Annotated in this window: 20 protein-coding genes and 1 pseudogene; 9 read left to right on the plus strand and 12 right to left on the minus strand. The window is 66.4% G+C overall.

The window, feature by feature from the left end; translation table 11 throughout:
• Positions 1–3 precede the first annotated feature (3 nt).
• Positions 4–288: pseudogene (locus IQ35_RS21935) on the plus strand (FAD-dependent oxidoreductase); the annotation flags it as partial.
• 20 nt (positions 289–308) lie between these two features.
• Here IQ35_RS21935 and IQ35_RS15965 read toward each other — a convergent pair.
• Together IQ35_RS15965 and IQ35_RS15970 are read right to left on the minus strand one after the other, a co-directional pair.
• Positions 309–947 carry a Crp/Fnr family transcriptional regulator gene (locus tag IQ35_RS15965; RefSeq protein ID WP_021245157.1) on the minus strand — a complete coding sequence of 213 codons (639 nt, stop codon included), beginning with the start codon at positions 945–947 and terminating at the stop codon, positions 309–311.
• Positions 948–1,111: 164 nt separating this feature from the next.
• The gene (locus tag IQ35_RS15970; RefSeq protein WP_145074833.1) at positions 1,112–3,262 is read right to left on the minus strand and encodes a catalase; all 2,151 of its coding nucleotides are present in this window, start codon (positions 3,260–3,262) and stop codon (positions 1,112–1,114) included.
• Between the two features lie 243 nt (positions 3,263–3,505).
• Between IQ35_RS15970 and IQ35_RS15975 the strand changes: the two genes are divergently transcribed.
• Positions 3,506–4,252, plus strand: coding sequence for a Crp/Fnr family transcriptional regulator (locus IQ35_RS15975; RefSeq protein WP_021245159.1), 747 nt, complete (start codon positions 3,506–3,508; stop codon positions 4,250–4,252).
• Between the two features lie 7 nt (positions 4,253–4,259).
• Here IQ35_RS15975 and IQ35_RS15980 read toward each other — a convergent pair whose 3' ends face one another.
• The 8 genes from IQ35_RS15980 to IQ35_RS16015 are packed head-to-tail and all read right to left on the minus strand — an operon-like array spanning position 4,260 to position 12,495.
• The gene (locus IQ35_RS15980) at positions 4,260–4,835 is read right to left on the minus strand and encodes a DUF1003 domain-containing protein (protein WP_021245160.1); all 576 of its coding nucleotides are present in this window, start codon (positions 4,833–4,835) and stop codon (positions 4,260–4,262) included.
• A gap of 20 nt (positions 4,836–4,855) precedes the next feature.
• Positions 4,856–5,899, minus strand: a complete 1,044-nt coding sequence (locus tag IQ35_RS15985; RefSeq protein WP_021245161.1) for a GDP-mannose 4,6-dehydratase — start codon at positions 5,897–5,899, stop codon at positions 4,856–4,858.
• A 28-nt stretch (positions 5,900–5,927) separates the two neighbouring features.
• A complete protein-coding gene (locus IQ35_RS15990) occupies positions 5,928–7,007 on the minus strand; it encodes a CgeB family protein (RefSeq protein ID WP_145074836.1) in 1,080 nt (359 codons plus the stop codon).
• Positions 7,004–8,110: a CgeB family protein gene (locus tag IQ35_RS15995; RefSeq protein ID WP_021245163.1), complete on the minus strand. Its 1,107-nt coding sequence runs from the start codon at positions 8,108–8,110 to the stop codon at positions 7,004–7,006. Before IQ35_RS15995 ends, IQ35_RS15990 begins: the two co-directional genes overlap by 4 nt.
• A complete protein-coding gene (locus tag IQ35_RS16000; protein WP_145074840.1) occupies positions 8,107–9,228 on the minus strand; it encodes a CgeB family protein in 1,122 nt (373 codons plus the stop codon). The genes IQ35_RS15995 and IQ35_RS16000 overlap by 4 nt, the downstream gene beginning before the upstream one ends.
• Complete coding sequence (locus tag IQ35_RS16005) at positions 9,225–10,307, minus strand: glycosyltransferase family 4 protein (protein WP_021245165.1); 1,083 nt, start codon at positions 10,305–10,307, stop codon at positions 9,225–9,227. The genes IQ35_RS16000 and IQ35_RS16005 overlap by 4 nt, the downstream gene beginning before the upstream one ends.
• The gene (locus tag IQ35_RS16010; protein ID WP_021245166.1) at positions 10,304–11,386 is read right to left on the minus strand and encodes an SDR family NAD(P)-dependent oxidoreductase; all 1,083 of its coding nucleotides are present in this window, start codon (positions 11,384–11,386) and stop codon (positions 10,304–10,306) included. Before IQ35_RS16010 ends, IQ35_RS16005 begins: the two co-directional genes overlap by 4 nt.
• The gene (locus tag IQ35_RS16015) at positions 11,383–12,495 is read right to left on the minus strand and encodes an SDR family NAD(P)-dependent oxidoreductase (protein ID WP_021245167.1); all 1,113 of its coding nucleotides are present in this window, start codon (positions 12,493–12,495) and stop codon (positions 11,383–11,385) included. The genes IQ35_RS16010 and IQ35_RS16015 overlap by 4 nt, the downstream gene beginning before the upstream one ends.
• 297 nt (positions 12,496–12,792) lie before the next feature.
• Between IQ35_RS16015 and IQ35_RS16020 the strand changes: the two genes are divergently transcribed.
• From IQ35_RS16020 to IQ35_RS16045, 6 genes are read left to right on the plus strand one after another with little or no spacing between them, the layout of a single operon-like run.
• On the plus strand, positions 12,793–13,398 hold the full coding sequence (locus tag IQ35_RS16020) for a histidine phosphatase family protein (protein WP_242003372.1): 606 nt from the start codon (positions 12,793–12,795) through the stop codon (positions 13,396–13,398).
• Positions 13,395–14,219, plus strand: coding sequence for a TIGR04290 family methyltransferase (locus tag IQ35_RS16025; RefSeq protein WP_021245169.1), 825 nt, complete (start codon positions 13,395–13,397; stop codon positions 14,217–14,219). The genes IQ35_RS16020 and IQ35_RS16025 overlap by 4 nt, the downstream gene beginning before the upstream one ends.
• Positions 14,159–15,139 (plus strand): glycosyl hydrolase, encoded by a 981-nt coding sequence (locus tag IQ35_RS16030; RefSeq protein WP_081659727.1) that lies wholly within the window; start codon positions 14,159–14,161, stop codon positions 15,137–15,139. The genes IQ35_RS16025 and IQ35_RS16030 overlap by 61 nt, the downstream gene beginning before the upstream one ends.
• Positions 15,140–15,155: 16 nt before the next feature.
• Positions 15,156–16,277, plus strand: coding sequence for an inositol-3-phosphate synthase (locus IQ35_RS16035; RefSeq protein ID WP_021245171.1), 1,122 nt, complete (start codon positions 15,156–15,158; stop codon positions 16,275–16,277).
• The gene (locus tag IQ35_RS16040) at positions 16,274–17,284 is read left to right on the plus strand and encodes an MDR/zinc-dependent alcohol dehydrogenase-like family protein (protein ID WP_199739973.1); all 1,011 of its coding nucleotides are present in this window, start codon (positions 16,274–16,276) and stop codon (positions 17,282–17,284) included. Before IQ35_RS16035 ends, IQ35_RS16040 begins: the two co-directional genes overlap by 4 nt.
• The gene (locus IQ35_RS16045; protein ID WP_184204978.1) at positions 17,281–18,318 is read left to right on the plus strand and encodes a Gfo/Idh/MocA family protein; all 1,038 of its coding nucleotides are present in this window, start codon (positions 17,281–17,283) and stop codon (positions 18,316–18,318) included. The genes IQ35_RS16040 and IQ35_RS16045 overlap by 4 nt, the downstream gene beginning before the upstream one ends.
• A 72-nt stretch (positions 18,319–18,390) precedes the next feature.
• Here IQ35_RS16045 and IQ35_RS16050 read toward each other — a convergent pair whose 3' ends face one another.
• Positions 18,391–18,858, minus strand: a complete 468-nt coding sequence (locus IQ35_RS16050) for a low molecular weight protein-tyrosine-phosphatase (protein ID WP_021245174.1) — start codon at positions 18,856–18,858, stop codon at positions 18,391–18,393.
• Positions 18,855–20,309 carry a helicase HerA domain-containing protein gene (locus IQ35_RS16055; protein WP_145074846.1) on the minus strand — a complete coding sequence of 485 codons (1,455 nt, stop codon included), beginning with the start codon at positions 20,307–20,309 and terminating at the stop codon, positions 18,855–18,857. Before IQ35_RS16055 ends, IQ35_RS16050 begins: the two co-directional genes overlap by 4 nt.
• Positions 20,310–20,422: 113 nt before the next feature.
• Between IQ35_RS16055 and ppc the strand changes: the two genes are divergently transcribed.
• Complete coding sequence (gene ppc, locus IQ35_RS16060; RefSeq protein WP_145074849.1) at positions 20,423–23,125, plus strand: phosphoenolpyruvate carboxylase; 2,703 nt, start codon at positions 20,423–20,425, stop codon at positions 23,123–23,125.
• Positions 23,126–23,205: the final 80 nt, after the last annotated feature.

Here is a 23,205-nt window from a genome sequence, read left to right on the forward strand (position 1 = left end):
CGTTTGCCAGCCAGCAGGTCCGGGCGCCGCCGGATTTGGGCCGTCGCATGGATCGTCGGCGCCGGTCAGGCGGGCGTATGCGCGGCCAGGGCAGTGCGTGATGCAGGTTTTCCCCGCGTGATCACGCTGCCCGGCGCGGAGCGGCATTCGCCTTACGAGCGGCCTCTGCTTTCGACGATTTTCTTGCTCGACCCGCAAACCGCGATTCCCTTCGTGTCCAAGCCGGAAACCCGTCTTGCCAATGGCATCGCCGTGCAAACCCATAGCACCGTTCATGCGATTGATCGAGATGGTCATGACCGGATCGCTCAGGCGAGCGTCTCCGTCGCGTCCAGGGCGGCGATCTCCCGCAGGATGCCAAGATCGGGGATGCGGAGCCATTTTGCCTGCAACTCCACCAGTCCCCGTGCGCGCATCGCCTGCAATGTCCGGTTGACATGCACGGGCGTCAATCCCGTGATGTCCGCAATGTCCATCTGCGTGAGCGGCAGCGCGCACTGCTGCCCATAGGCCAGCCCTGATTGGCGCATACGCTCAAACAGCTCCAGCAAGAGATGCGAAAGCCGTTCCATCGCGGTCTTTCGTCCCAGCGTGACAAGCCAGTTGGCTTGCCGCTCATAGCTGTCGGCCAGACTTTTCCAGAAGCTCTGTCGGCTATCGGCGAAGAGAGCGCCCGACATGCGGCACGGAGCCTTCTTGGCCCGAATATTGGTCAGCGCGACGACAGGTTGCGTGGATGGGCGTCCAAGCGCCCAACATGGTTCGCAGCAGTCTCCGGGCAGATATAACGCCGTGATCTGCCGACGGCCATTGGAAAGCATACGATAGCGGCAGGCCCATCCTTCCTGGATGTGAAACAGGCCGTCGGGCTGCTCATTCTCCCGCGCCAGGAACTGGTGCGGCCGGAAAAAGACAAGATCTTCGCTTGGTGCAACTTGGCTCAACATGGTCGTCCCCGTTAAGCCCCCCGGCGGTATCATCGTAACCAAACTATTCTATCGGAGAATCACATATGTTTCTCCGGGCCAATCAGGCGGAAGGGCGGCCGCCCCTATGAAACGGCTGGCCGCATCGATGAGGGCGCACCGGGCGCCCGACCGGTGCCCCGCGTTCAGGCTGCGCTGCTTTGGGCGTCGAGGAATCCGGCGGCGTCCAGGTCGACCTTGAATTCCCGTTCCCATAGCCGAAGCTGCGCGCACATGGCCAGGAACGGCGGGACGTCGCTCGCCTTTTCAAGCCGCACCATGCCTTCGTCCATGTCCGGTTCGGCAATGCCGGCGCGATCGATCAGCGGCAGCGCATCGTCGACATAGGCGATGAACTTGCAATGCGCATAAGCGTCGCTGACGAAGTCCTTGGCGGTCTTGTCCTGCGCCAGTTGCGCCGCGCCGTCGGGCGACAGGATCAGCGCCACCGCATCATAGAGAACGGAAGGCCCGCCATCGATCTTCTGCTTGCCCTCCACCATGCTGCCGTCGTCCAGCTTCGCGCCCGCGACATGAGGCGCGACGATTTCATACACCGCGCCGACAGCCTTTATCTCCTTCACCAGTGCCTTGACCAGTTCCGCGGGCGCGTCGTCGCTGACCAGAATGCCGATTTTCCGGCCCGCGAAGCTTTCGGGACCGTTTTTGACGATCGAGAGCGCATCGGAAGGCGGAAGGTCGGCGCGCGGTGCGACCGCGGCCGGCGCCGCATCGGGCAGGGCGGGCAGGCCAAGGCCCCCCGCGACCGCCTTGGCCAGGCTCTCGTCGATGTTGCGCAGATGCCCGACCATGCGCGCGCGAATGTCGGGCCGTTCGCATTTCGACAGTTCGAACACCAGCGCGTCGCCGATATGCTTCTGCTCTATCGGAGTCTGGCTGATGAAGAATTGCCGTGCCTGACTATAATGATCGGCGAAGCTGGGGGAGCGCGTCTGCTGCTTCGTCCCGCTTTCCTGCGCGGCAAGATGACGGTAGCCGGCATCGGGATTTTCGCGCGGCCCGCCCCAGCTATTGGGCTCATAATTCACGCGCCCCTTGGGATTGCGCATCGCCATATGGCCGTCCTGCTGGAAATTATGCACCGGACAGCCTTTGGGCGCATTGATCGGAATATGGGTGAAGTTGGGCGAACCCAGGCGCTTCAACTGGGTGTCGAGATAGGAAAAATTGCGCCCTTGCAGCAGCGGATCGTTGGAAAAGCCGATGCCTGGCACGACATTCTGGGTGCAGAAGGCGACCTGCTCGGTCTCCGCGAAGAAATTTTCGACATGGGCGTCCAGGACGAAGGTGCCGATGCGCCGCACCGGCACCTGCTCCTCGGGAATGATCTTGGTCGCGTCCAGCACATCGAACTCGAACCTTTCGGCGAAATCGTCGTCGAAGATCTGCACGCCCAGATCCCATTCCGGGGGGCTGCCAAGATCGATCGCATCCCACAGGTCACGGCGGTGATAATCGGGATCGGCCCCGTTTATCTTGACGGCCTCGTTCCACAGCACCGATTGCAGGCCCTGTGTGGGCTTGAAATGAAATTTGACGAAGCTGCCCTTGCCCTGCGCATCGATCAGGCGGAAGCTATGGACGCCGAATCCCTCCATGAAGCGGAAGGAGCGGGGGATCGCCCGGTCCGACATCACCCACATGATCATGTGCATGGATTCCGGCGTCAGGCTGATGAAGTCCCAGAAATTGTCATGCGCGGTCTGCGCCTGGGGAAAGCCGCGATCCGGTTCCTGCTTGGCGGCATGGATCAGGTCGGGAAACTTGATCGCGTCCTGGATGAAAAAGACCGGAATGTTGTTGCCGACAATGTCCCAATTGCCTTCCTTGGTGTAGAATTTGACGGCAAAGCCGCGGACATCGCGCGCCAGGTCGAACGATCCCTTGTTGCCGGCCACCGTGGAAAACCGCACGAACATCGGCGTCTGCTCGCCCACTTCGGTCAGAATCTTCGCCGTGGTGAACTCGGAGAGGCTCTCATGCAGGGTGAAGGTGCCGTGTGCGCCGAACCCGCGCGCGTGGACGACCCGTTCGGGAATGCGCTCGTGATCGAAATGGAATATCTTCTCGCGGAAATGGAAATCCTCCAGCAGGGTGGGGCCGCGTTCGCCGAGCTTCAGGGAATTTTGGTCGTCGGCAATCGGAACCCCTTGTTGCGTGGTGAGCGTCTCATCCTTCTTGCCCGCGATCTGGTGCAGTTCACCACCGCCGCCGACTTCGGTTTCGAAGGTCCGCGCCTTGCTCTTGGCGCCTGTGTCTTCTCCGATTTTGCTCATGCGCGTTCTCCTCGCGTTCACGGGGGGGTGGGCCGGGTGCCGGAAAGTCCTAGCCGATACACGTGAGCAGCATCATGGTTCCGGTGCGGCCAACACATGTTATAAACTTCGACGCCGGGGGAAACGTGCCGAGGGTCGTTCGTTTCAACGAAGCCGCAAATTGCGGAGCCTGCACTTCCCCATCCATTCAAGGCGCTGGCATGTTCCTTACCGACGCTGCCCGGCCTGGCCGGAGATATGCCCATGTCATCACGTCACCCCGCCCTCCGTCTGTTCCTCAGGCGGCTGCAGCAGCGCTCCATCCTTAACGAGGAGGAGCAGGCCGCAATCCTCTCGATAAAAGGGCGGCAAGCGGAAATCGAACCGCATCGCGATATAATAAGGCCGGGCGAGCTGACCGATTTTTCCTGCCTGATCGTATCCGGTTTTGCCGCCCGCTTCGGCCAGTTGGACAATGGGCATCGTCAGATTACGGCGATCCACATCGCCGGCGACATGTGCGATCTATATTCGCTGATGCTGCCCAAGGTGGAGTGGGCGCTTCAGGCGCTGTCGGCGCGCCTTGCCATCCTCAAGGTCGCCCATCGCGACCTGCTCGATCTGGTCCATGCCTATCCCGGCATTGCGGAGGCGTTCTGGCGGGATTGCGTCGCCGACGGTTCCATCACCTCGCAATGGGTGGTGAACATCGGCCGCCGCGATGCGCGCATGCGGACGGCCCATCTCTTTTGCGAGATTGGCGTGCGGATGGAACGCGCCGGCCTCGGCCGCCGCACCGCGTTTCCGCTGTCCGCTGTCCAGACGCAGCTCGCGGACGCGCTCGGGATGACGCCGGTGCATATGAACCGCATCATCCGCGGCCTTCGGCGCGACAATCTGCTCATCATTCAGGGCCGGGACGTGCAGGTGCCCGACTGGGACCGGCTCGCGGCGGCAGGGAGCTTTGACGGCGGTTATCTCGCGATGGATGAAAGCTGGCGGCTGTCCTGAGCGGCCTTCATCGGGAAGGAGGATCGTCCTTATTGGTTTCCAGCGCGTCCAGCACGGCCTCGGGCGCGACGTCGCGCCCCAGTTCCTCCAACTCGGGATCGGACGCTTCGGGGATGCCCAGATGTGCGGCGATCGACGCGGTCAGGCGAACCAGCCGCGTCACCTCATGCTCGGCCAGCAGACCGATCTGGAGATCCAGCGCCGCGCGTCCCTCCGCCATCGCGACCGCGCGGTTCTGGCTGATCAGAACGAAGGTCGACAGGAAGATCGCTTCGACCGAAGCCCAGGTCGCCAGGATCACGAAGGTCGGATCGAACCGGGGGACGCCGGGAACGAAACCCAGATTGACCAGAATCCACGCCCCGAACAGGGCGAGATGCAGATATACGAAGGGCAGGCTGCCGGTGAAGCGGGTGATCGCGTTCGCGATCCGCGCCTCCCGGCTCGCCTCGCCCTCTTCCCGCCGCTGCCGTTCGCGCAGGGCGTATATGTTGCGTTCCAGCGCCGGGGCCATGCCGGACGGACCGGGCGGCGGGACGGTGAGCTGTTCCCGCTTGCCGTCGTCTTCAGCGGAACGGGGCATGCGCGCCTGTCCCGCCGCCGCTATTCCGCAGCCAACGGGGTGCGGAGCGGCGAGGAAAGGAGGAGGCCCGCGCGTGCGCCGCCATGTTCGGCATGGCGGGCGCAGATTTCCTCGGCGAAGAAGTCGCAGGTGACGCGCAACCCCTCGTCGAGCAGGATGCGCGGTTCCCAGTCCAGCAATGTCCGGGCGCGCCGGATGTCCGGCCTGCGGCGGCGCGGATCGTCCACGGGGAGGGGCCGATGGATTACCGCCGATGTCGTTCCGGTTTCAGCGACGATCCGCTCCACCAGTTCGAGAATCGTATATTCCTCGGGATTGCCCAGGTTGACGGGCTTGGAGTCGGGCATGTCGACCTCCATCAGCCGGATGAGGCCGTCCACCATGTCGGACACGAAGCAGAAGCTGCGGGTCTGCGATCCGTCGCCATAGATCGTGATGTCCTCGCCCGACAGCGCCTGGCAGAGAAGGTTGGAAATCACGCGGCCGTCATCCGGATGCATGTTGGGGCCGTAGGTGTTGAAGATGCGCGCCACCCTCACCTCCGCGCGCTCCAGCCGGGCAAAGTCGAACGCGATCGCTTCGGCGGCGCGCTTTCCCTCGTCATAACAGGCGCGCGGGCCGGTGCAGTTGACCCAGCCGCGATAATCCTCCCTTTGCGGGTGCGTCTCGGGATCGCCATAGACCTCGCTGGTCGATGTCAGCAGGAAACGGGCGCCGTTCTGTTCGGCCAGCCGCAGCAGCCGGTCGGTTCCGACCACGTTGGTCAACATGGTATGTTCCGGATCGACCTGATATTGCGGCGGCGATGCCGCGCAGGCGAGATTGTAGATGCGGCTGATATCCCGTCGCCGGGTCACGGCGTCCGGCAACGGGTCGACGATGTCGGCGCGAAAGAAGGTAAAGGCGCGCTCGCTCTCCAGCCGTTCCAGATTGATCGCGCGCGACGTCTGGAGATTGTCCATGCAGATCACCTCGAATCCCTTGTCGAGCAAGGCCCGGCACAGATGCGATCCGATAAACCCCGCTCCCCCGGCAACAAGCGCCACATCCTGTCTGTCCTTCATCGGTCTTTTCCTTCTCGCGGGGTGTGGTTCATTCCGCAGCGGCAATCCTGTCCTGCGTCCGCATCGCCGCGGCTTCGTTAAGATGCGCCTCCAGTTGTGCGGCGCGGGTGGCCGCGCTGTGCTCGGCATGGATGCGCGCCTGTGCGGCGTCGCCGATGCGCGCCCGGTCTTCGTGCAGCCACAGGATGATCTGCTCGGGCTTGTCGGCGAACAGGATTTCCCGGTTCGGCGCGAGCAGCGCATCGAGGCCCGGCCATATGTCGGAGATGATCGGCGTGCCGCACGCGGCCGCCTCGAACAGCCGCACCGAGGGCGACCAGCCGGCTTCGATCATGTCGGCGCGCGTGACATTGAGCGTATAGCGGGAAGCCGAATAGAAGGCGGGATGATCTTTGGGCGGCAGATGATCGATGCGCTCCACATTGGCCGGCCAGTCGATGTCTTCGGGATATTGCGGCCCGGCCACGACGAAGCGTTTGCCGGGCAGCAGGCGCGCCGGCTCGATCAGCAGGCGTTCCAGGGTCGGCTGCCGGTCCGCGCTGTAGGTGCCGAGATAGGAAAGGTCCCAGCGCTTGGGCACATCCGCCGGGCGATACATGTCCGTGTCGACCGAGCAGTAGAGCGCACGGGCCAATGGCGAGCCGTAACGATCCTCCAGCAGGGTGAGCGTGGGGCCGCCGGTGAAGGAGCAATAGAGGTCGTAGCCAGCGATCAGCTCCGCCGACAGATAATCGCAATGTCCTGCCCTGAGCGCTGCCAGCGTTACCGGCGTGTCGATGTCGTAGAAGGCCGTGACCGACCGGGCATGGCGCTGCACATATTGGCCGACGGCAACACCATCGGGCACATAGGAGCCGACGATGACGGCATCGGCCGACGCGATCTCGCCTCGCCAGTCTTCCAGCGCCGGCAGATCGGCGTAGAAATCGAGCCGGCAATAGTCAGGCGCCTCGAGATCGCGTTGGCTGGCATACCAGGGGACGTTCCTCTCCAGAAAGAGGATGTCGTGCCCTCTCGCCGCAAAGGCCGACAGCAGCGCGCGATAGGTTGTAGCGTGGCCGTTGCCCCAGGACGAGGAGAGACTGAGGCCGAGAACGACGAGTTTCATGCGCCCTCCATCTGATGCTGCCGGTTCGCGGTCCGGCCCATATGCTCGCGCAGGATCGCGTCGACCTGCGCGCCGCGTAGCGCGTAGCTATGTTCGGCCCTGACCCGGGCGAGCGCGGCGCGGCCGATGGCCCGCGCCCGTTCGGGGGTGAGCGTGGCGAGATGATCCGCCACATCTTGACCATCGCGCGCGACCAGCACTTCCTCGCCCGGCTGCAGGAACATCTCGATCCCTTCCCAGGCGTCGGTAATGAGGCAGGCGCCTGCGCCGGCCGCCTCGAAAACCCGCGTGGCCGGCGAAAAGCCGATATGCGCCATGCTGTCGCGCGCGACGTTCAGCACGGCGAGCGGCGTGCAGTTGAAGGCATTATGCTCGGCCGTGTAGACATGGCCCCGGTGGCGCACATTGGCCGGCATCGCCTTCGTGTCCCAGCCATTGCCGCCGATCAGGAAGGACCGCGTCGGCAGCAAGGCGGCCGGTTTCAGGAAGAATTCCTCCACGCGGGCCTCCCGGTCGGGCAGGCGGTTGCCCAGGAAGGCGAGATCGGCCGCGAAGCGCTGATCCGGCGGAACCGGAAAATGGCTCGTCGGATCAAGCGCATTATAGACCGGAATGCAGTCCCGCGCGCCCATGGCGCGATAGGCGTTCACGACCGGATCGCCGCCGCCATAGGTCAGGACAAGGTCAAGGTTCGGGAGCGCGCGGCGGACCGCATGGTCCGGCACGGCCCGCATGTCGTCCAGGGTGGCGGCCGCGTCGACGTCCCAGAATATGCGCAGGGCCTCCGGCCGGGCGCGCCGCATGACGCCGTCCAGCAGCTCATCGTCGAATATGCCGACGCCGCTGGCCTTGACCACCACGTCGGCCTCCGCCGCCGCGTCCATGACGCCGACCAGCGCGTCGGCCGTCGCTGGATAGACGCGGACGCGCGCCCAATCGGGCGGGTCCATGTCGCGATGCTGCTGGCGATCGAAGGCATCGGGTTCATGGAAGACGACCTCATGCCCGCGATCCGCCAGTTCGCGCAGGATGCCCCGATAATAGGTTGCGGCGCCGTTCCAGTAGGACGACAGCAGGCTTGAGCCGTAAAAGGCGATCTTCATGCGATGCTCCCTGCAAGCTGAGGCCGGATCGACGGCTGCAATGGATCGACCACGGCCAGAAGTTCCCGCGCGCGGTGGGCGCAGCTGTGCCGTTCCCGCACCGTTTCCAGTCCGCTCCGCGCCAGCGCCGCGCGCAGGCCGGGATCGGAGGCGACCGCGCGCAGCCGGCGCGTCATCTCCGCGCCGTCCTTTGCGAACAGGAAATCCTCACCGGGCCGGAAAAGGCCTTCCGCGTCGCTCCACGGCGCGGACAGAAGCGGGATGCCGCATGCCAGCGCCTCGAACACCCTGATGGTCGGGATGCCCGGGAGGAGCCGGGTATAATAGCGCCGGGGCACATGGACGGTGGCGGCGTGCCGCGCGAAGATGTCCGGCGCCGCTGCATTGGGCGCCCAGCCGTGATAACGCGCACCGTAGCGGCCGAGTATTCCCAGCGCCTCCCCGGGATAGCGCACGCCATGGATGTCGAGCGGCAAGCCGGCCGCGCAGGCGGGCCGGAACAGATATTCTTCCAGTTCCGTCGTGCGTTCGCCGTCGCCCCAATTGCCGATCCAGACGAGACCGTTCCGCTCGCTCTCCCGCGCCGGGGGGTGGAAATGGCGGATGTCCGCCGCTTCATGCCAGGTCCAGACCCGCTCGCCCCAGCCCCATTGGCGATAGACCTCGGACAGCGCCTCGCCAAAGGCGAGTATTCCGTCGAAGCCGTCAAGGTCGCAGGCGCGGATCGCGTCGGGGTCCGAGACGGCCCGGTGATGGGTGTCGTGGAACAGCAGCGTGAATGTGCCGTTCCTCGCGCGCACCCGGCCGATCCGCGCGACAAGGGCCGGTTCGTTCCATTCGTGGACGATCACCAGATCGGCACCGTCCAGCAGCATATCGACGTCCGCGCCGGGGCGATAGCTGTGGGCGCGCAGATCGGGATAGGCGGCGCGAAAGGCGGTCAGGCCCCCCTCGCCATGGTCGGCGAGGAGATTCGACAGGCTCCAGTTGCCCTCCTGTTCCAGCGCCACGACATCGTGGCCGAGCGCCGCCAGTTCGCGCAGGACGCCGCGCAGGAAGTGCGCATTGCCGTGGTTCCAGCAGGAAAGCAGCGAATGGGTGAAATAGACGATCTTCATGCCGCCGCCCTGCTCTGGACCTGATCGTAGAGAGCGGCCATCCGGCCGGCCATGGCGGCGGGCGTGTAGCGTTGCGCGCGTTCCCGTGCGCGTCGGCCCGCTTCGGCGCGCGCCGCCCTGTCCTCGATCAACCCCTCGATCGCGCGGGCAAAGGCGCGGGGATCGCGCGGGTCCACGAACAGCGCAGCGCCGTTCCACAGTTCGCGGAAGGTCGGGATGTCGGACAGGATCAGGGGACAGCCCGCAATGGCGGCTTCGAGGACGGCAAGGCCGAAGGGTTCGTAGAGCGCGGCCGAGACGAAGATCGGCCGCGCGCCCAGATGGCGCGCCAGCGCCGCTTCATCGAGCACGCCCAGCAGGTGGAGGGTCCCGAATGCGACGCTCTCGCCGTGCGGAGAACGGGTCGGCCCCGCGGCCTTGAACGGCACGCTGAGGTGACTCGCCGCCTCGTCGAGCACATGGACATTCTTGCCTTCGTCCCACAGGCGCCCGGCCGTGAAGATGCAGTCCTGCGCGGCCTGGGGCTGCACCGGCAGGGTCCGGCCGTTGTGGACCGGCACGGGCGCGACGCCATATTGCCGTTGGGCGGCCGCGGCGAAGGCCATGCTGGGCGCGATGGACAGCGTCGCCTGCCGGAGGCCCTTCTCCACCAGCGCCGTGCGCCAGGCGAAATCCTGCGGCGGCGGGCCGCCGCGCACCGCCGACCACCAGGTCGCCACGCAGCTGTGCAGCACGGCGACGACAGGGCATGGATAGCGTCCCGCGCCGGCCAGGGCGGGGCTGTGCAACTGCACGATGTCCGCGCGCAGATCGCCGGCCATTTCGGCCAGCCGGCGTTCGGCGCCGATCATCCGGTCCGGCTCGTCGGCGAGCCATTCGAGGTCAAGGCCGGTTTGCATCAGGCGCAGGTTCGCAATGGCGGCGGTGCTCGCCCTTTGCGCCTCGTCCAGCGCCGGGCCGAGCACGGCAAGCGTCACCTCATAGCCCAAGGGCAGCAGCGCGGCCGCCAGGCCCGTGGAATATTGCCACACGCCGCCGAGCGCGTCGGCGGTGAGCAGGATATGGCGCGCGCGGGTCAAAGCGCCTTCTCCATCCGCAAGGATGCGCCTGCCGTCACCGGCCCGTTTTGCCGCTCCCGGACAAGCCAATCGGCGAGATCGGCCACGCCCTGCCGCCAGGGTTTGCGCGGCCCGGGATTTATCGCTTGCGTCAGGGCGCGGGTGTCGGCGACGAAATAGCGCTGGTCGCCCGCGCGCCAGTCCGACATTTCGATATCGAGGCGACGGTCGAGGCAATCCCCGATATGGTCGAGGATCCGGCGCAGGCTGACCGCATTGTCCGCGCCGCCGCCCAGGTTGAAGGCGCGCCCGCGCACATGGTCGATGTTGCGCCAGAGGCCGAGATAGGCGTCCACGGCGTCGCCCACGTCCAATATGTCGCGCACCTGGCATCCGTCGCCGTAAAGCGTGATGGTCCGTCCCTCGATCGCGCTGATGAGGAAATGCGCGACCCAGCCCTGATCCTCCGTTCCCATCTGCCGTTGGCCGTAGATGCAGCTCATCCGCAGGACGGCGGTGGGCACGCCGAAGCTGCGGCCATAGTCCAGCACATATTGGTCGGCCGCGCCCTTCGAGCAGCCATAAGGCGTGTGGAAATCGAGCGGCCGGCTCTCGTCGATGCCATGGGCGCGCAACGCGGCGTCGGCGGGCTGATAAGCGTTGCCGGCAAGCTCGAACTCCAGATCCTCCAGTCCGCCATAGACCTTGTTGGTGGACGCGAAGATCACGGGCGGCGCAGCGGCGCAGCGGCGGGCGCTTTCCAGCAGCGTGAAGGTGCCGAGCGCATTGACCTGGAAATCCCGGCGCGGGTCCGCGAGACTGGTGGTCACGGCCACCTGCGCGGCCATATGGAACACCGCCTTGGCGCGCGCGACCATTCGGTCGAGCATCGCATCGTCGCGGATATCGGCGATGACGGGCGCGATCCGCGCGCCGTGCCGCTGCTCCAGCCAGAGCAGGTTGCGTTCCACGCCGGGTCGGGCCAGGGAATCATAGATGATGACCTGATGCCCTTCGCCTGCGAGCCGGTCGGCAATGTTGCAGCCGATGAAACCCGCGCCGCCGGTGACGAGGACGGGTCGCGGATCGGGGCGGCTCATGCGACCAGTCCCCGCGCTTCCAGTTCCGCTCGCGCCTCCGCCACGCGGTCGTCGGCGGTCTGCCGCGCGACCCATTCCGCCAGCTCCGCCAATCCCTGCTCGAAATCCTGCCGCGCATGGAACCCGAGCGTTTCGGCCGCCAGCGTCGTGTCGCAGAAGCAGTGGCGGATGTCGCCGGTCCGTGCCTTGCCGACGATCTCCGGCTCGGCATCGTTCTTCCCCATCGCGGCGGCGAGGGCCTGCGCCACTTCGGTCACGGAGCGGTCGCGGCCCGACCCTATGTTGAATGTGCCGCCCGCCGCCTGCGGCAGTTCGAGCGCATCGGCGAAGGCGCGGCCGACGTCGCTTACGTGCACGAAGTCGCGCCGCTGGCCGCCATCCTCGAAGATCATCGGCTTCTGCCCGTTCAGCAGCCGGGACGCGAAGATCGCGAGCACGCCCGTATAGGGATTGGACAGCGCCTGGCCCGGCCCATAGACGTTGAAGAGCCGCAGGCAGACGCCCTCCATGCCATAGGGCGCGGTCATGATATGGGTCGTGCGTTCCTGCACATATTTGTTGAGCGCATAGATCGACGCGAGATGGGGCCGCTTCCATTCGGGGGTCGCGACCGGCGCGAGCGGCCGGCCAAGGCGGTCGAGCGGTTCCCAGACCTTCTGGTCGTCGCGGACCGCGCCGCGCTCGGCATCCTGCACCGGCTGGCCGTCCTGGTCGCGATAGAGCCCTTCGCCATAGATGCTCATGGAAGACGCGGTGACGACGCGGCGCACCGGATGATCGATCAGCCGTTCGAAGAGGACGGCGGTGCCCACATCGTTGACCGAGGTGTAGCGTTCCACTTCGTACATCGACTGGCCGACGCCCACTTCCGCGGCAAGGTGAATGACGCTGTCCACGCCCTGCAAGGCGCGCTCCACCGCATTGCCGTTGCGCACGTCCGCGCGGATCAGCTCGACCTGGGGATCGAGATCCGCCGGGCGCTCCTCATTGCCGTGAACCTGCTCGATCAGGTTGTCGAGCACCCGGACCGCATGGCCGCGTGTCAGCAGCTCCCGGCAAACCTGCCGGCCGATAAAGCCTGCGCCACCGGTGACGAGTATGTTCTCCACGAGCGTTCCTCTCTTGGACCTGTTGCTGGCTACCGATGCGGGCGGGATCTGGACGGCCGCAGCGGTAGTGGCAGGAGGAACATCTTCTTCTACCGCTTGGTTCCGGGTACAAAGCAACAATGAAACGCAATATAGACCCGTATAGGGTATGTTCAGATGTAATAACCTATGTTATCTTAAGATAAACCAGGTGATCTTATTTAATGTTATGTATAATTGGAAATAATAACGGCTTTATCAATTATATCAGATATGGAACTTTACCGGTTCGGGGTTGGTTGTGTGGCATCTATGTTGATGCTTGACTCTCCCACCCGCTTCCATCTCGTACGGCATGGCGTGCATACGGAATATGGAAAGCTGCTGAGCGGACGCGCCGGGGCCGCGCGCCTCAACGCCGTCGGCCGGAAGCAGGCGGCCCGCGTCGCGGCATGGCCGCTGCTCGGGAAGCCGTTCGCGATTCACGCCAGCCCGCGCACGCGCACGCTGGAGACGGCGTCGATCATAGCGGCGGCCCATGCGGCGGAGGTGGACATGGTCGATGCGCTGGACGAGGTCGACTTCGGCGCATGGAACGGCCGCAGCTTCGCCGATCTGGACGGCGACGTCCTTTGGGATGCGTGGAATCGCCGCCGCTCGGCCGCTTCCACTCCGGGCGGCGAGACGATGATGCAGGCGGTCCGGCGGATCGTCCGGCATCTGGAGGAGCATGCGCGGGCGCGTGCGGGCGGGACGGTCCTGTGCGTGACGCATTGCGACATCATCCGCGGCGCCATCGCCCATTATCTGGGTCGCAGTCTCGACGACATATTGCGGTTCGACATCGATCCCGGATCGATCAGCACCGTTGAGATCGGCGCCGGCGGCGCGCGCGTGACCCGCATCAACGAGGTGCCCGCATGACAGCGAAGATCGTACAGAGCCATGCCGACACATTCGAGATGCGCCGCCGGATCGAGGCGCTCGGCCCCTGGTTCCACAATCTGCGCATCGGGGCCGTGCAAACGGCGCCCGACCATTTCCTGGGGGATTATCCCGCGTTCAAGTTCGCCCGGTTCGAAGCGGCGCTCCCGGCCGATCTTTCCGGAAAGTCGGTCCTCGACATCGGGTGCAATGCCGGCTTCTATTCGATCGAGATGAAGCGCCGGGGCGCCGCGGAAGTGCTGGGCATCGATTCGGACGAACGCTACCTTGCCCAGGCGCGGTTCGCCGCCGAAGCCCTGGGTTTTGAAGGCATCGGCTTTCGCAACCTGTCGGTCTATGACGTGGGCAGGCTCGGCCGCCGTTTCGATCTCGTCATCTTCATGGGGGTTCTCTACCATCTGCGCCATCCGCTGCTGGCGCTCGACCTGATCCGCGAACATGTCGCGGGCGATCTGATGCTGTTCCAGACGATGCAGCAGGGTTCGGCCGACGTCCTGAACGTGCCCGAAGACCACCCGTTCCATGTGCCCGGCACAAGCCGGCCGCCGGGCTTCTTCGACAATCCGGCCTATCCGCGCATGCACTTCATCGAGAAGAAGTTCGCCCATGACTGGACCAACTGGTGGGCGCCCAACGCCGCGTGCAGCCAGGCGATGCTGCGCGCCGCCGGCTTCACGATCGAGGCGCAGCCGGAAGATGAAGTCTATCTCTGCCGCGTCGCATCCCTTCCCTATGGGGAATGGATGGGCAGCGCGGCCGTCTATCCGGCATCCGGACCGCAGGAGGAGCAGGACGCATGATCGAAGCCGCGATGATCTGGAACGAGCCGAACAACAAGTCGCATTGGGATATGGAGATCGATCCCGACTGGTCGCTCTATGCCGATATGGTGATCCGCGCGGGCAAGGCGATCCGCGATGTCAATCCCGCCGTCACGCGCATATTGGGCGGCATGTCGCCGATTGATCCGCATTGGGTGAAGCGGATGCGGGGCCATGGTGCGCTGGATGCCGTCGATGTGGTTGCGGTGCATGGCTTTCCTCTCGACTGGAATCTCTGGTCGATCCACGACTGGCCCAAGCAGATCGGCGAGATAGAAGCGGTCGTGCCGGAAAAGCCGGTCTGGGTCACGGAGGTCGGCGTCGGTTCCTTCGGGGCCGAGGAGGTGCAGGTCTTCGGCATCGACCGCACGGCCGAACTGCTGATCGGCCGGGTGCCGCGCGTCTATTGGTACAGCCTGTTCGACCTGCCGCAGGAATGGGGCGCGACCACGCGCCACCGCGAGGCGGAGGGTTCCAGCTATTACCGCCATTTCTACATGGGCCTGATCCGCGCCGACGGCACGCCCAAGCCCGCGCTGGAGGCATATGGCAGGGTCGCCGGCGACATGGGCCTCATGCAATGGTTCCACTTCGAGGACCCGCGCCTGGACGATGCGGTCGCCTGGATGAAGCGGCTGGGCGTGCGCCATCTGCGGACGGGCCTGTCCTGGGCGGACAGCTTCCGTCCCGGCGCGATCGACTGGTTCGACCGGCAGATGGAAGCGCTCGCGGACTTCGATGTCACGGTCACTTTCTGTTTCACGCCCGAGCATCTGGGGATCGCGCCCCATCACACCAGCGCCGTCCACGAGCCGCAGGCCTTCGCGGATTTCTGCGCCTGGATGATCGACCGCTACGCGTCCGCGCGCGCCGCGCCGCCGATCGCCCGGACCGCCTGAACGAGGGAGAATCCCCATGCCATCACATCCCATCAACATCGGCATCGTCGGCGTCGGCAACTGCGCCAGTTCGCTGGTGCAGGGCCTGTCGCACTATCGTGCCGAAAGCAACGATCACCATGGCCTCATGCACTGGGAAATCGGCGGCTATCGTCCGTGCGACATCCGCGTCGCGGCGGCATGGGACATCGATCGGCGCAAGGTGGGCCGCGACGTGGCCGAAGCCGTCTTCGCCAGGCCCAATTGCACGCAGGTCTTCTGCCCGGACGTGAAGCCGATCGGCGTGACGGTGGAAATGGGCCGGCGTCTCGACGGTTTTGCCGAACATATGGCCGACTATCCCGACGACCGCACCTTCCTGCCGGCCGATGCACCCGAAGCAGGGCGGGAAGGGGTGGTCGAGCGGCTGCGCGCGGCCGAGGTCGACGTGCTGCTCAACTATCTGCCCGTGGGCTCGCAGCAGGCGACCGAATTCTACGCCGAATGCGCGCTGGAGGCGGGGGTGGCCTTCGTCAACAACATCCCCGTCTTCATCGCCAGCGACCCGGTCTGGGCGGAACGCTTTGCCGCGGCGGGCGTGCCGATCATCGGCGACGACATCAAGGCGCAACTGGGCGCCACGATCGTCCACCGCGTCCTGACCGACCTCTTCGCAAAGCGCGGCGTGAAGCTGGACCGCACCTATCAGCTCAACACCGGCGGCAATACCGACTTCCTCAACATGTCGAATCGCACGCGGCTCAAGTCGAAGAAGATCTCCAAGACCGAAGCCGTGCAGTCGGTGGCCGAGACGCGGCTGGAGGACGAGAATATCCATATCGGCCCGTCCGACTATGTCGCCTGGCAGAACGACAACAAGGTCTGCTTCCTGCGCATGGAAGGGCAGTTGTTCGGCGGCGTGCCGATGAATCTGGAGCTGCGCCTGTCGGTCGAGGACAGCCCCAATTCGGCGGGCGTCGCCATCGATATGATCCGCTGCGCCAAACTCGCCATGGATCGCGGGCTGGCCGGTCCGATCCACCCGGCGGCCGCCTATTTCTGCAAGCACCCGCCGCGCCAGATGACCGACGATCAGGCGCATGAGGCGCTGGCAGCCTTCATCAACGGAGAAGGCGTGATGGCGGTGGCCGCGGAATGAGCGGCCTCGCGGCAATCGAGCGGAACGCTTCGGCGGATGCGCCTGTCGTCACGATGCGCGCGGCGGTCGTGACCGGCCCCGGCGCAATCCGCGTGGACCATGTGCCCCGGCCGGAACCGGGCCTCGGTCAGGTGCGCATCCGGCTTGAAGGATGCGGGGTCTGCGCGTCCAATCTCACGCCATGGGCCGGTCCCGAATGGCAGCAGTTCCCCACCGCCCCCGGCTCGCTCGGCCATGAAGGATGGGGCGTGGTCGACGCGGTCGGCGCGGGCGTGACGCAGGTGGCGCCGGGGAAGCGCGTGGCGGCGCTCTCCCATGCCAGCTACGCCGAATATGACATTGCCGACGAAACGGCCGTGGTGCCGTTGCCGCCCGCGCTCGATGGCGCGATATTTCCGGGCGAGCCGCTGGGCTGCGCCTTCAACATCTTCCGCCGCTCGGACATTCGGGCCGGGCAGACGGTTGCCATCATCGGCATCGGCTTCCTGGGCGCGATCCTCGCCAGGCTCGCGTCCGACGCGGGCGCGCGGGTGATCGCCATTTCGCGACGCCGCTCTTCGCTTGACCTCGCGCGCCGCTTCGGCGCCCGCGAAACGATCGCGATGGACGATCATCAGGGCATCATCGACCAGGTGAGCGCCCTGACCGGCGGGCGCCTGTGCGAACGGGTGATCGAAGCCGTGGGCAAGCAATGGCCGCTCGACCTGGCCGGGGAACTGACGGCCGAGCGCGGCAGGCTCGTCATCGCCGGCTATCATCAGGACGGTCCCCGGCAAGTCAACATGTGGCTGTGGAACTGGCGCGGCATCGATGTCGTCAATGCGCATGAGCGGGATCCGCTGGTCTATGCGCAAGGCGTGCGGGCCGCCGTCGATGCGGTCGCCACGGGCCGCCTCGACCCCGCGCCGCTCTACACGCACGTCTATCCGCTGGAAAAGCTGGGGGAAGCACTGGATGCGACGCGGGACAAGCCTGGCGGCTTCGTGAAAGCGGTCATAACGCTATGACGCCCCTGTCCGCTCCTGCCGCCGCGGCGCCGGTTCTGTCGCTGCCGCGCATCGGCTTCCTGGGGGTCGGCTGGATCGGCCGCCATCGCATGGAAGCCATGATCGGGGCCGGAACGGTCGAGGTCGCCGCGATCGCCGACGCCTTGCCCGGCAACAGCGCGGAGGCCGCGCGCCTCGCTCCCCGGGCGGCGCGGCTGGATTCGTTCGACGCGCTGCTCGATCAGGATCTCGACGGGCTGGTCATCGCGACGCCCAGCGCCCTCCACGCGCAGCAGTCCATCCGTGCGTTGGAGCGGGGCATCCCTGTATTCTGCCAGAAGCCGCTCGGTCGGACCCTGATGGAGGTTCAGGAAGTCATCGAGGCGGCGCGCCGGGCGGATCGCCTGCTCGGCGTCGATCTTTCCTACCGCGGGACCGCCGGCATGCGCGCCATCAGGGACAGGGTCGTTGCGGGCGAACTGGGCGACGTGCACGCCGTCGATCTTGTCTTCCACAATGCCTATGGCCCGGACAAACCCTGGTTCTACGATCCCTTGCTGTCGGGCGGCGGCTGCATGATGGACCTGGGGGTGCATCTGATCGACCTGGCCTTGTGGACGCTCGGCTTCCCCGAGGTCGAAGGCATCAGCGCCGATCTGTTCAGCAAGGGCCGCCGCCTGTCCGATCGCGCGGCGCAGGTGGAGGATCACGGCCTTGCCACCATCCGGCTCGCCGGCGGCAGGCTGATTCGGATCGCCTGTTCCTGGCATCTCCATGCCGGGCAGGATGCCGTCATCGCGGCGGAATTTCATGGCGATCGGGCCGGTGCGGCGTTCCGCAACGTCGGCGGCTCCTTCTACGATTTCACTGCCGATCTGTTCCGCGGCACGACGCGCGAGACGCTGACGACGTCGGGCGATGCGTGGGGCGGGTATATGGCGGCCGCCTGGGCTGACCGGTTGGCGCGGTCCGCCGGATTCGATCCGGACTGCGAGCGGCTCGCCTGCGTCGCGGCGGTGCTCGACGGCATATACGCCGCTGCCCCGGACGGATGAACAGCGCACGGATCGCCTTGGCCCGGCATCGCTGATTGCGACCGTCGGCGCGCGTGCTCCAAAATGTCGGAGTCAGCGCCCCAGCAGCTTCGCCACCAGGGCCGCCGCCGCGCGCGTCACATCGTCCCATGTGACGTCGAATCCCGCCGCGTCGCCGAAATAGGGATCGGCCACATTCGTTCCCTCGCGCCCCGGCACAAGGTCCATGAGCAGCCCCAGGCGCGCCGTGCCGTCCGCCGGGCGGATGCGCCGCAGGTCGCGCAGATTTGCCCCGTCCAACGCAAAGATATGGCCGAAGCGATGGAAGTCCTCCGCCCGCACCTGCCGCCCGCGATAGCCGCTGATGTCGATCCCATGGCGCAGCGCCACGGCCTGCGCCCGCCAATCGGGCGGGGAGCCGATATGCCAGTCGCCCGTGCCCGCCGAATCCGCCTCCGCCGTCAGCCGCGCCCGCTCCGCCTCCGCCCGGAACGCGGCCTCCGCCAGCGGCGACCGGCAGATATTGCCGAGGCATACGAACAGGACGGACGGCTCGCTCATCCCTCCGCCGCCGCCGTCGACAGCCCCAGTTGCGGCACGCCGATCGAGCGCCGCCCGCCGAAATCAGTCCGCGCCACGATCACGCCTTGCCTTTCCATATAGTCGATCAGCCGCCGCACCCGTCCCGGCGAACTGGTGCCATAGGCCCGCGCCAGCTTCGCATCGTCGGGACAGGGCAAGCCCTGCATCGCCGCCCGCGCGATCAGCAGGAACGGCGCCAGCATATCCTCCGGCAGAGGCGCCGCCGCCCGCAGCGCATTCTCCCAGCGCGGGTCGGCCGCGTCCGTCATCCCGGCCAGCGCCATGGCGAAACGCTTGCGGAAGGCGGGCAGGTCGATGGGCGCGCGTTTCAGCCCCTTCATGCGGCAGCGCACGGTGAAATCCTGATAGAGCGTCGATAGGCCGGGCAGCGCCTCGCCAAGGTCGGCGACGATCTCCTCCAGCACCGCGACGATCACGCCGTCGGATTCGCCCATGTCGAACTCCGGCTCCGCCGGCTTGGCCGAAGGCGCGGCGGCAAGGGCGCGCATCACCTCTTCGGCGGGGAGCGGCGCGGGTTCGGGCCGGGGCGGCGGCGCGGGCAGGGCCATGTCCTCCTCCACCTGCGCGAACAGCAGTTCCTGCATGTCCCCGGTCGCGGCGGCGGGCGGCGGCATCAGCTTGTGCGTGCCGCCGCGCGTGCTGGTCTTGACCGAACCGATCCTGACCGCGACCGGGCGGCGGCAGATCGCCGGACCCAGCGCCAGGAACCGCCCGCGCTCCAGGTCGCGGATCTGCTCCGCCTGCCGCCGCTCCATGCCCAGAAGGTCGGCGGCGCGCGCCATGTCGATGTCGAGGAAGGTGCGCCCCATCAGGAAATTCGACGCCTCGGCCGCCACATTCTTGGCGAGCTTCGCCAGCCGCTGCGTCGCGATCACGCCCGCAAGGCCGCGCTTGCGCCCCCGGCACATCAGGTTCGTCATCGCCGCAAGGCTCAGCCGCCGCGCCTCGTCCGATACATCGCCCGCCGCGACCGGCGCGAACATCTGCGCTTCATCGACCACGACGAGCGCGGGATACCAATGGTCGCGCGGCGCGTCGAACAGGGTGGAAAGGAACGTCGCGGCGCATTTCATCTGCGCCTCCAGCTCAAGGCTTTCGAGGCTGAGCACCACTGAAGCGCGATGCTCGCGAATCCGCGTCGCCATCTTGCCGATCTCGCGCTCATTATAGTCGCCCGCGTCGATCACCACATGGCCATATTCATCGGCCAGCGTCACGAAATCGCCTTCCGGATCGATCACCACCTGCTGCACCAGCGGGGCGCTTTCCTCCAGCAGCCGGCGCAGCAGATGCGATTTGCCCGACCCCGAATTGCCCTGCACGAGCAGGCGGGTCGCGAGCAATTCCTCCACGTCGACGAGCACGGGATTGCCCGCGCCGTCCGTTCCTATGCTGATACTGGCGGTCACGCTTCGTCCTTTGGCCCAGCCTGTGTCCCCCGCGCAAGCCCTGCCGCAACGAAGCGGCGCAAAGGGGATGTTTCCCTTGACCCCGTTCATGGTGCGGTGCAGCGTCCTTTCCCATGGCGACTCTTGCACCTTCGGCGGGCGCTCCGGCGGTCACGCAAAACCCCGATATCCGCTACCTCGGCCGTCTGCTGGGCGACGTCATCCGCGCCTATGGCGGGGACAAGCTCTACAAGCAGACCGAATATATCCGCTCCGCCTCGGTCGACCGGGCGCGCGGCATCCAGGGCGCGGACGTCACCGACACCGGCCTCGACGCCTTGAGTCTCGACGACACGCTGTCCTTCGTGCGCGGATTCATGCTCTTCTCGATGCTCGCCAACCTTGCCGAAGACCGGCAGGGCGTCGCCGCCGAACCGGGCGCGGACGTCGCCTCCGCCCTCGGGCGGCTGGAGGACGAAGGCGTCAGCCGCGACGCGGTCATGGCGCTGCTCGATGACGCGCTGGTCGTGCCGGTGCTCACCGCCCACCCGACCGAGGTGCGGCGCAAGAGCATGATCGACCACCGCAACCGCATCGCCGACCTCATGCGCCTGCGCGACGCGGGCCGCACGGAAACCGACGAGGGCGAAAATCTGGAGGAGGCGATCTTGCGCCAGATCGCGCTGCTGTGGCAGACGCGCCCGCTGCGCCGCGAAAAGCTGTTCGTCGCGGACGAGATCGAAAATGTCCTGACCTATCTGCGCGACATTTTCCTGCCGACCCTGCCCGCGCTCTACGCCCGGTGGGAACGTGTGCTGGAGGCGCGGCCGCCCAGCTTCCTGCGCGTCGGCTCCTGGATCGGCGGCGACCGCGACGGCAATCCCTTCGTCCAGGCGCCGCAGCTTCGCTTCGCCCTGTCGCGCGCCTGCCAGTCGGCGCTGGGCTATTATCTCGACGCGGTGCACGAACTGGGCGCGGAACTGTCGCTTTCGACTGAACTCGCCCATGTGCCCCAGCCTGTGATGGATCTGGCGCAAGCGAGCGGCGACGCGTCCCCCAGCCGTCAGGACGAACCCTATCGCCGCGCCATTTCGGGCATCTATGCCCGCCTCGCCGCCACCTATCTGGGCCGCACCGGCCACACGCCGCCGCGCCCCTCCGCGCTCAGGGGGGAGCCTTATGACGGCCCCGCCGATTTCCGCCGCGATCTCATCACCATCGCGCAGGGCCTTGCGAACGAAGGCGACGGCGCGCTGGCCACCGGGGGCGCGCTGGGCCGTCTGATCCGCGCGGTCGAAACCTTCGGCTTCCATCTCGCCACGCTCGACATGCGGCAGAACAGCGAGGTGCACGAGCGGGTCGTCGCCGAACTGCTGAGCCGGGCGGGCGTCGAGAAAGACTATGCCGGCCTCGACGAATTTGCGCGCATCGCCCTCTTGCGCCGGGAACTGGCGAGCAACCGGCCGCTCGGCACCCGCTTTTCCGACTATTCGGAGGAAACCGCTTCCGAACTCGCCATCGTGGAGGCGGCGGCGGAGGCGCACCGCATCTACGGCCCGCAATGCATCACCCATTACATCATCTCCAAGGCGGAAAGCGTCTCCGACCTCCTGGAAGTGAACATCCTCCTGAAAGAGGCGGGCCTCTGGCGCGCGGGCGCGGACGGCGATCCGCCGCAGGCCGCGATCATGGCGGTGCCCCTCTTCGAAACCATCGCCGATCTTGAGGCCGCGCCCAAGATCATGTCCGCCTATTTCGGCCTGCCGGAGATTTCCGGCGTGGTGAAGGCGCGCGGCCATCAGGAAGTGATGATCGGCTATTCGGACAGCAACAAGGACGGCGGCTACATCACCTCCACCTGGGGCCTGTTCAAGGCGAGCAAGGCGCTGGAGCCGGTCTTCGCGCAGGCGGGCGCGGCGATGCAGCTTTTCCACGGCCGGGGCGGCGCGGTCGGGCGCGGCGGCGGCTCGTCCTTCGCCGCGATCCAGGCCCAGCCCAGGGGCACGGTGCAGGGCCGCATCCGCATCACCGAACAGGGCGAAGTGATCGCCGCCAAATATGCCACGCGCGACGTCGCCATGGCGAATCTGGAGGCGATGACCAGCGCCACCCTGCTCGCCAGCCTGGAGCCGGAGGGCATCTCGCCGCGCGACGCCGCCCGCTTCGCCGCCGCGATGGACGAACTCTCTCAAGCCGCCTTCGCCGCCTATCGCGACCTTGTTTATGGGACGGAGGGCTTCAAGGAATTTTTCCGCGAACTGACGCCGATTCAGGAAATCTCCGGCCTCAAGATCGGGTCGCGCCCCGCCAGCCGCACCAAAAGCTCGCGGATCGAGGATCTGCGCGCCATCCCCTGGGTGTTCAGCTGGTCGCAGGCGCGCGTGATGCTGCCGGGCTGGTATGGCGTCGGCCATGCGCTCGCGGGGTTCGAGGACAAGGCGCTGCTCGCCGACATGGCGCAAAGCTGGTCCTTCCTCGGCTCCGCGCTCGCCAATCTGGAAATGGTGCTGGCGAAGTCCGATCTCGGCATCGCCGCGCGCTATCTGCCGCTGGTGGAGGATCAGGCGCGCGCCGGGGATATCTTCGCCCGCATCCGGGACGGCTGGGCGATGACGCATGACGGCCTGCTCGCGGCCACCGGCCAGGCGCGCCTGCTGGAAAAGAATCCGAAGCTCGACGAATCCATCCGGCTCCGTTTGCCCTATATCGAGCCGCTGAACCTGCTCCAGGTCGAATTGCTCAAGCGCCACCGCGCGGGCGAGGACGATCCGCGCATCAAGGAGGGCATCGAACTGTCGATCAACGCCATCGCCACCGCGCTCAGGAACAGCGGTTAGCGCCTATGCGCGGAGAAATAAGCCGCAGGCGTTGCGCGTCTGGTGCCGTCTGCTGCCTGAAAGCCTGCCGACGCCGCGCA

Source organism: Sphingobium wenxiniae, assembly GCF_007830065.1.
In the GTDB taxonomy this organism is placed as follows: domain Bacteria; phylum Pseudomonadota; class Alphaproteobacteria; order Sphingomonadales; family Sphingomonadaceae; genus Sphingobium; species Sphingobium wenxiniae.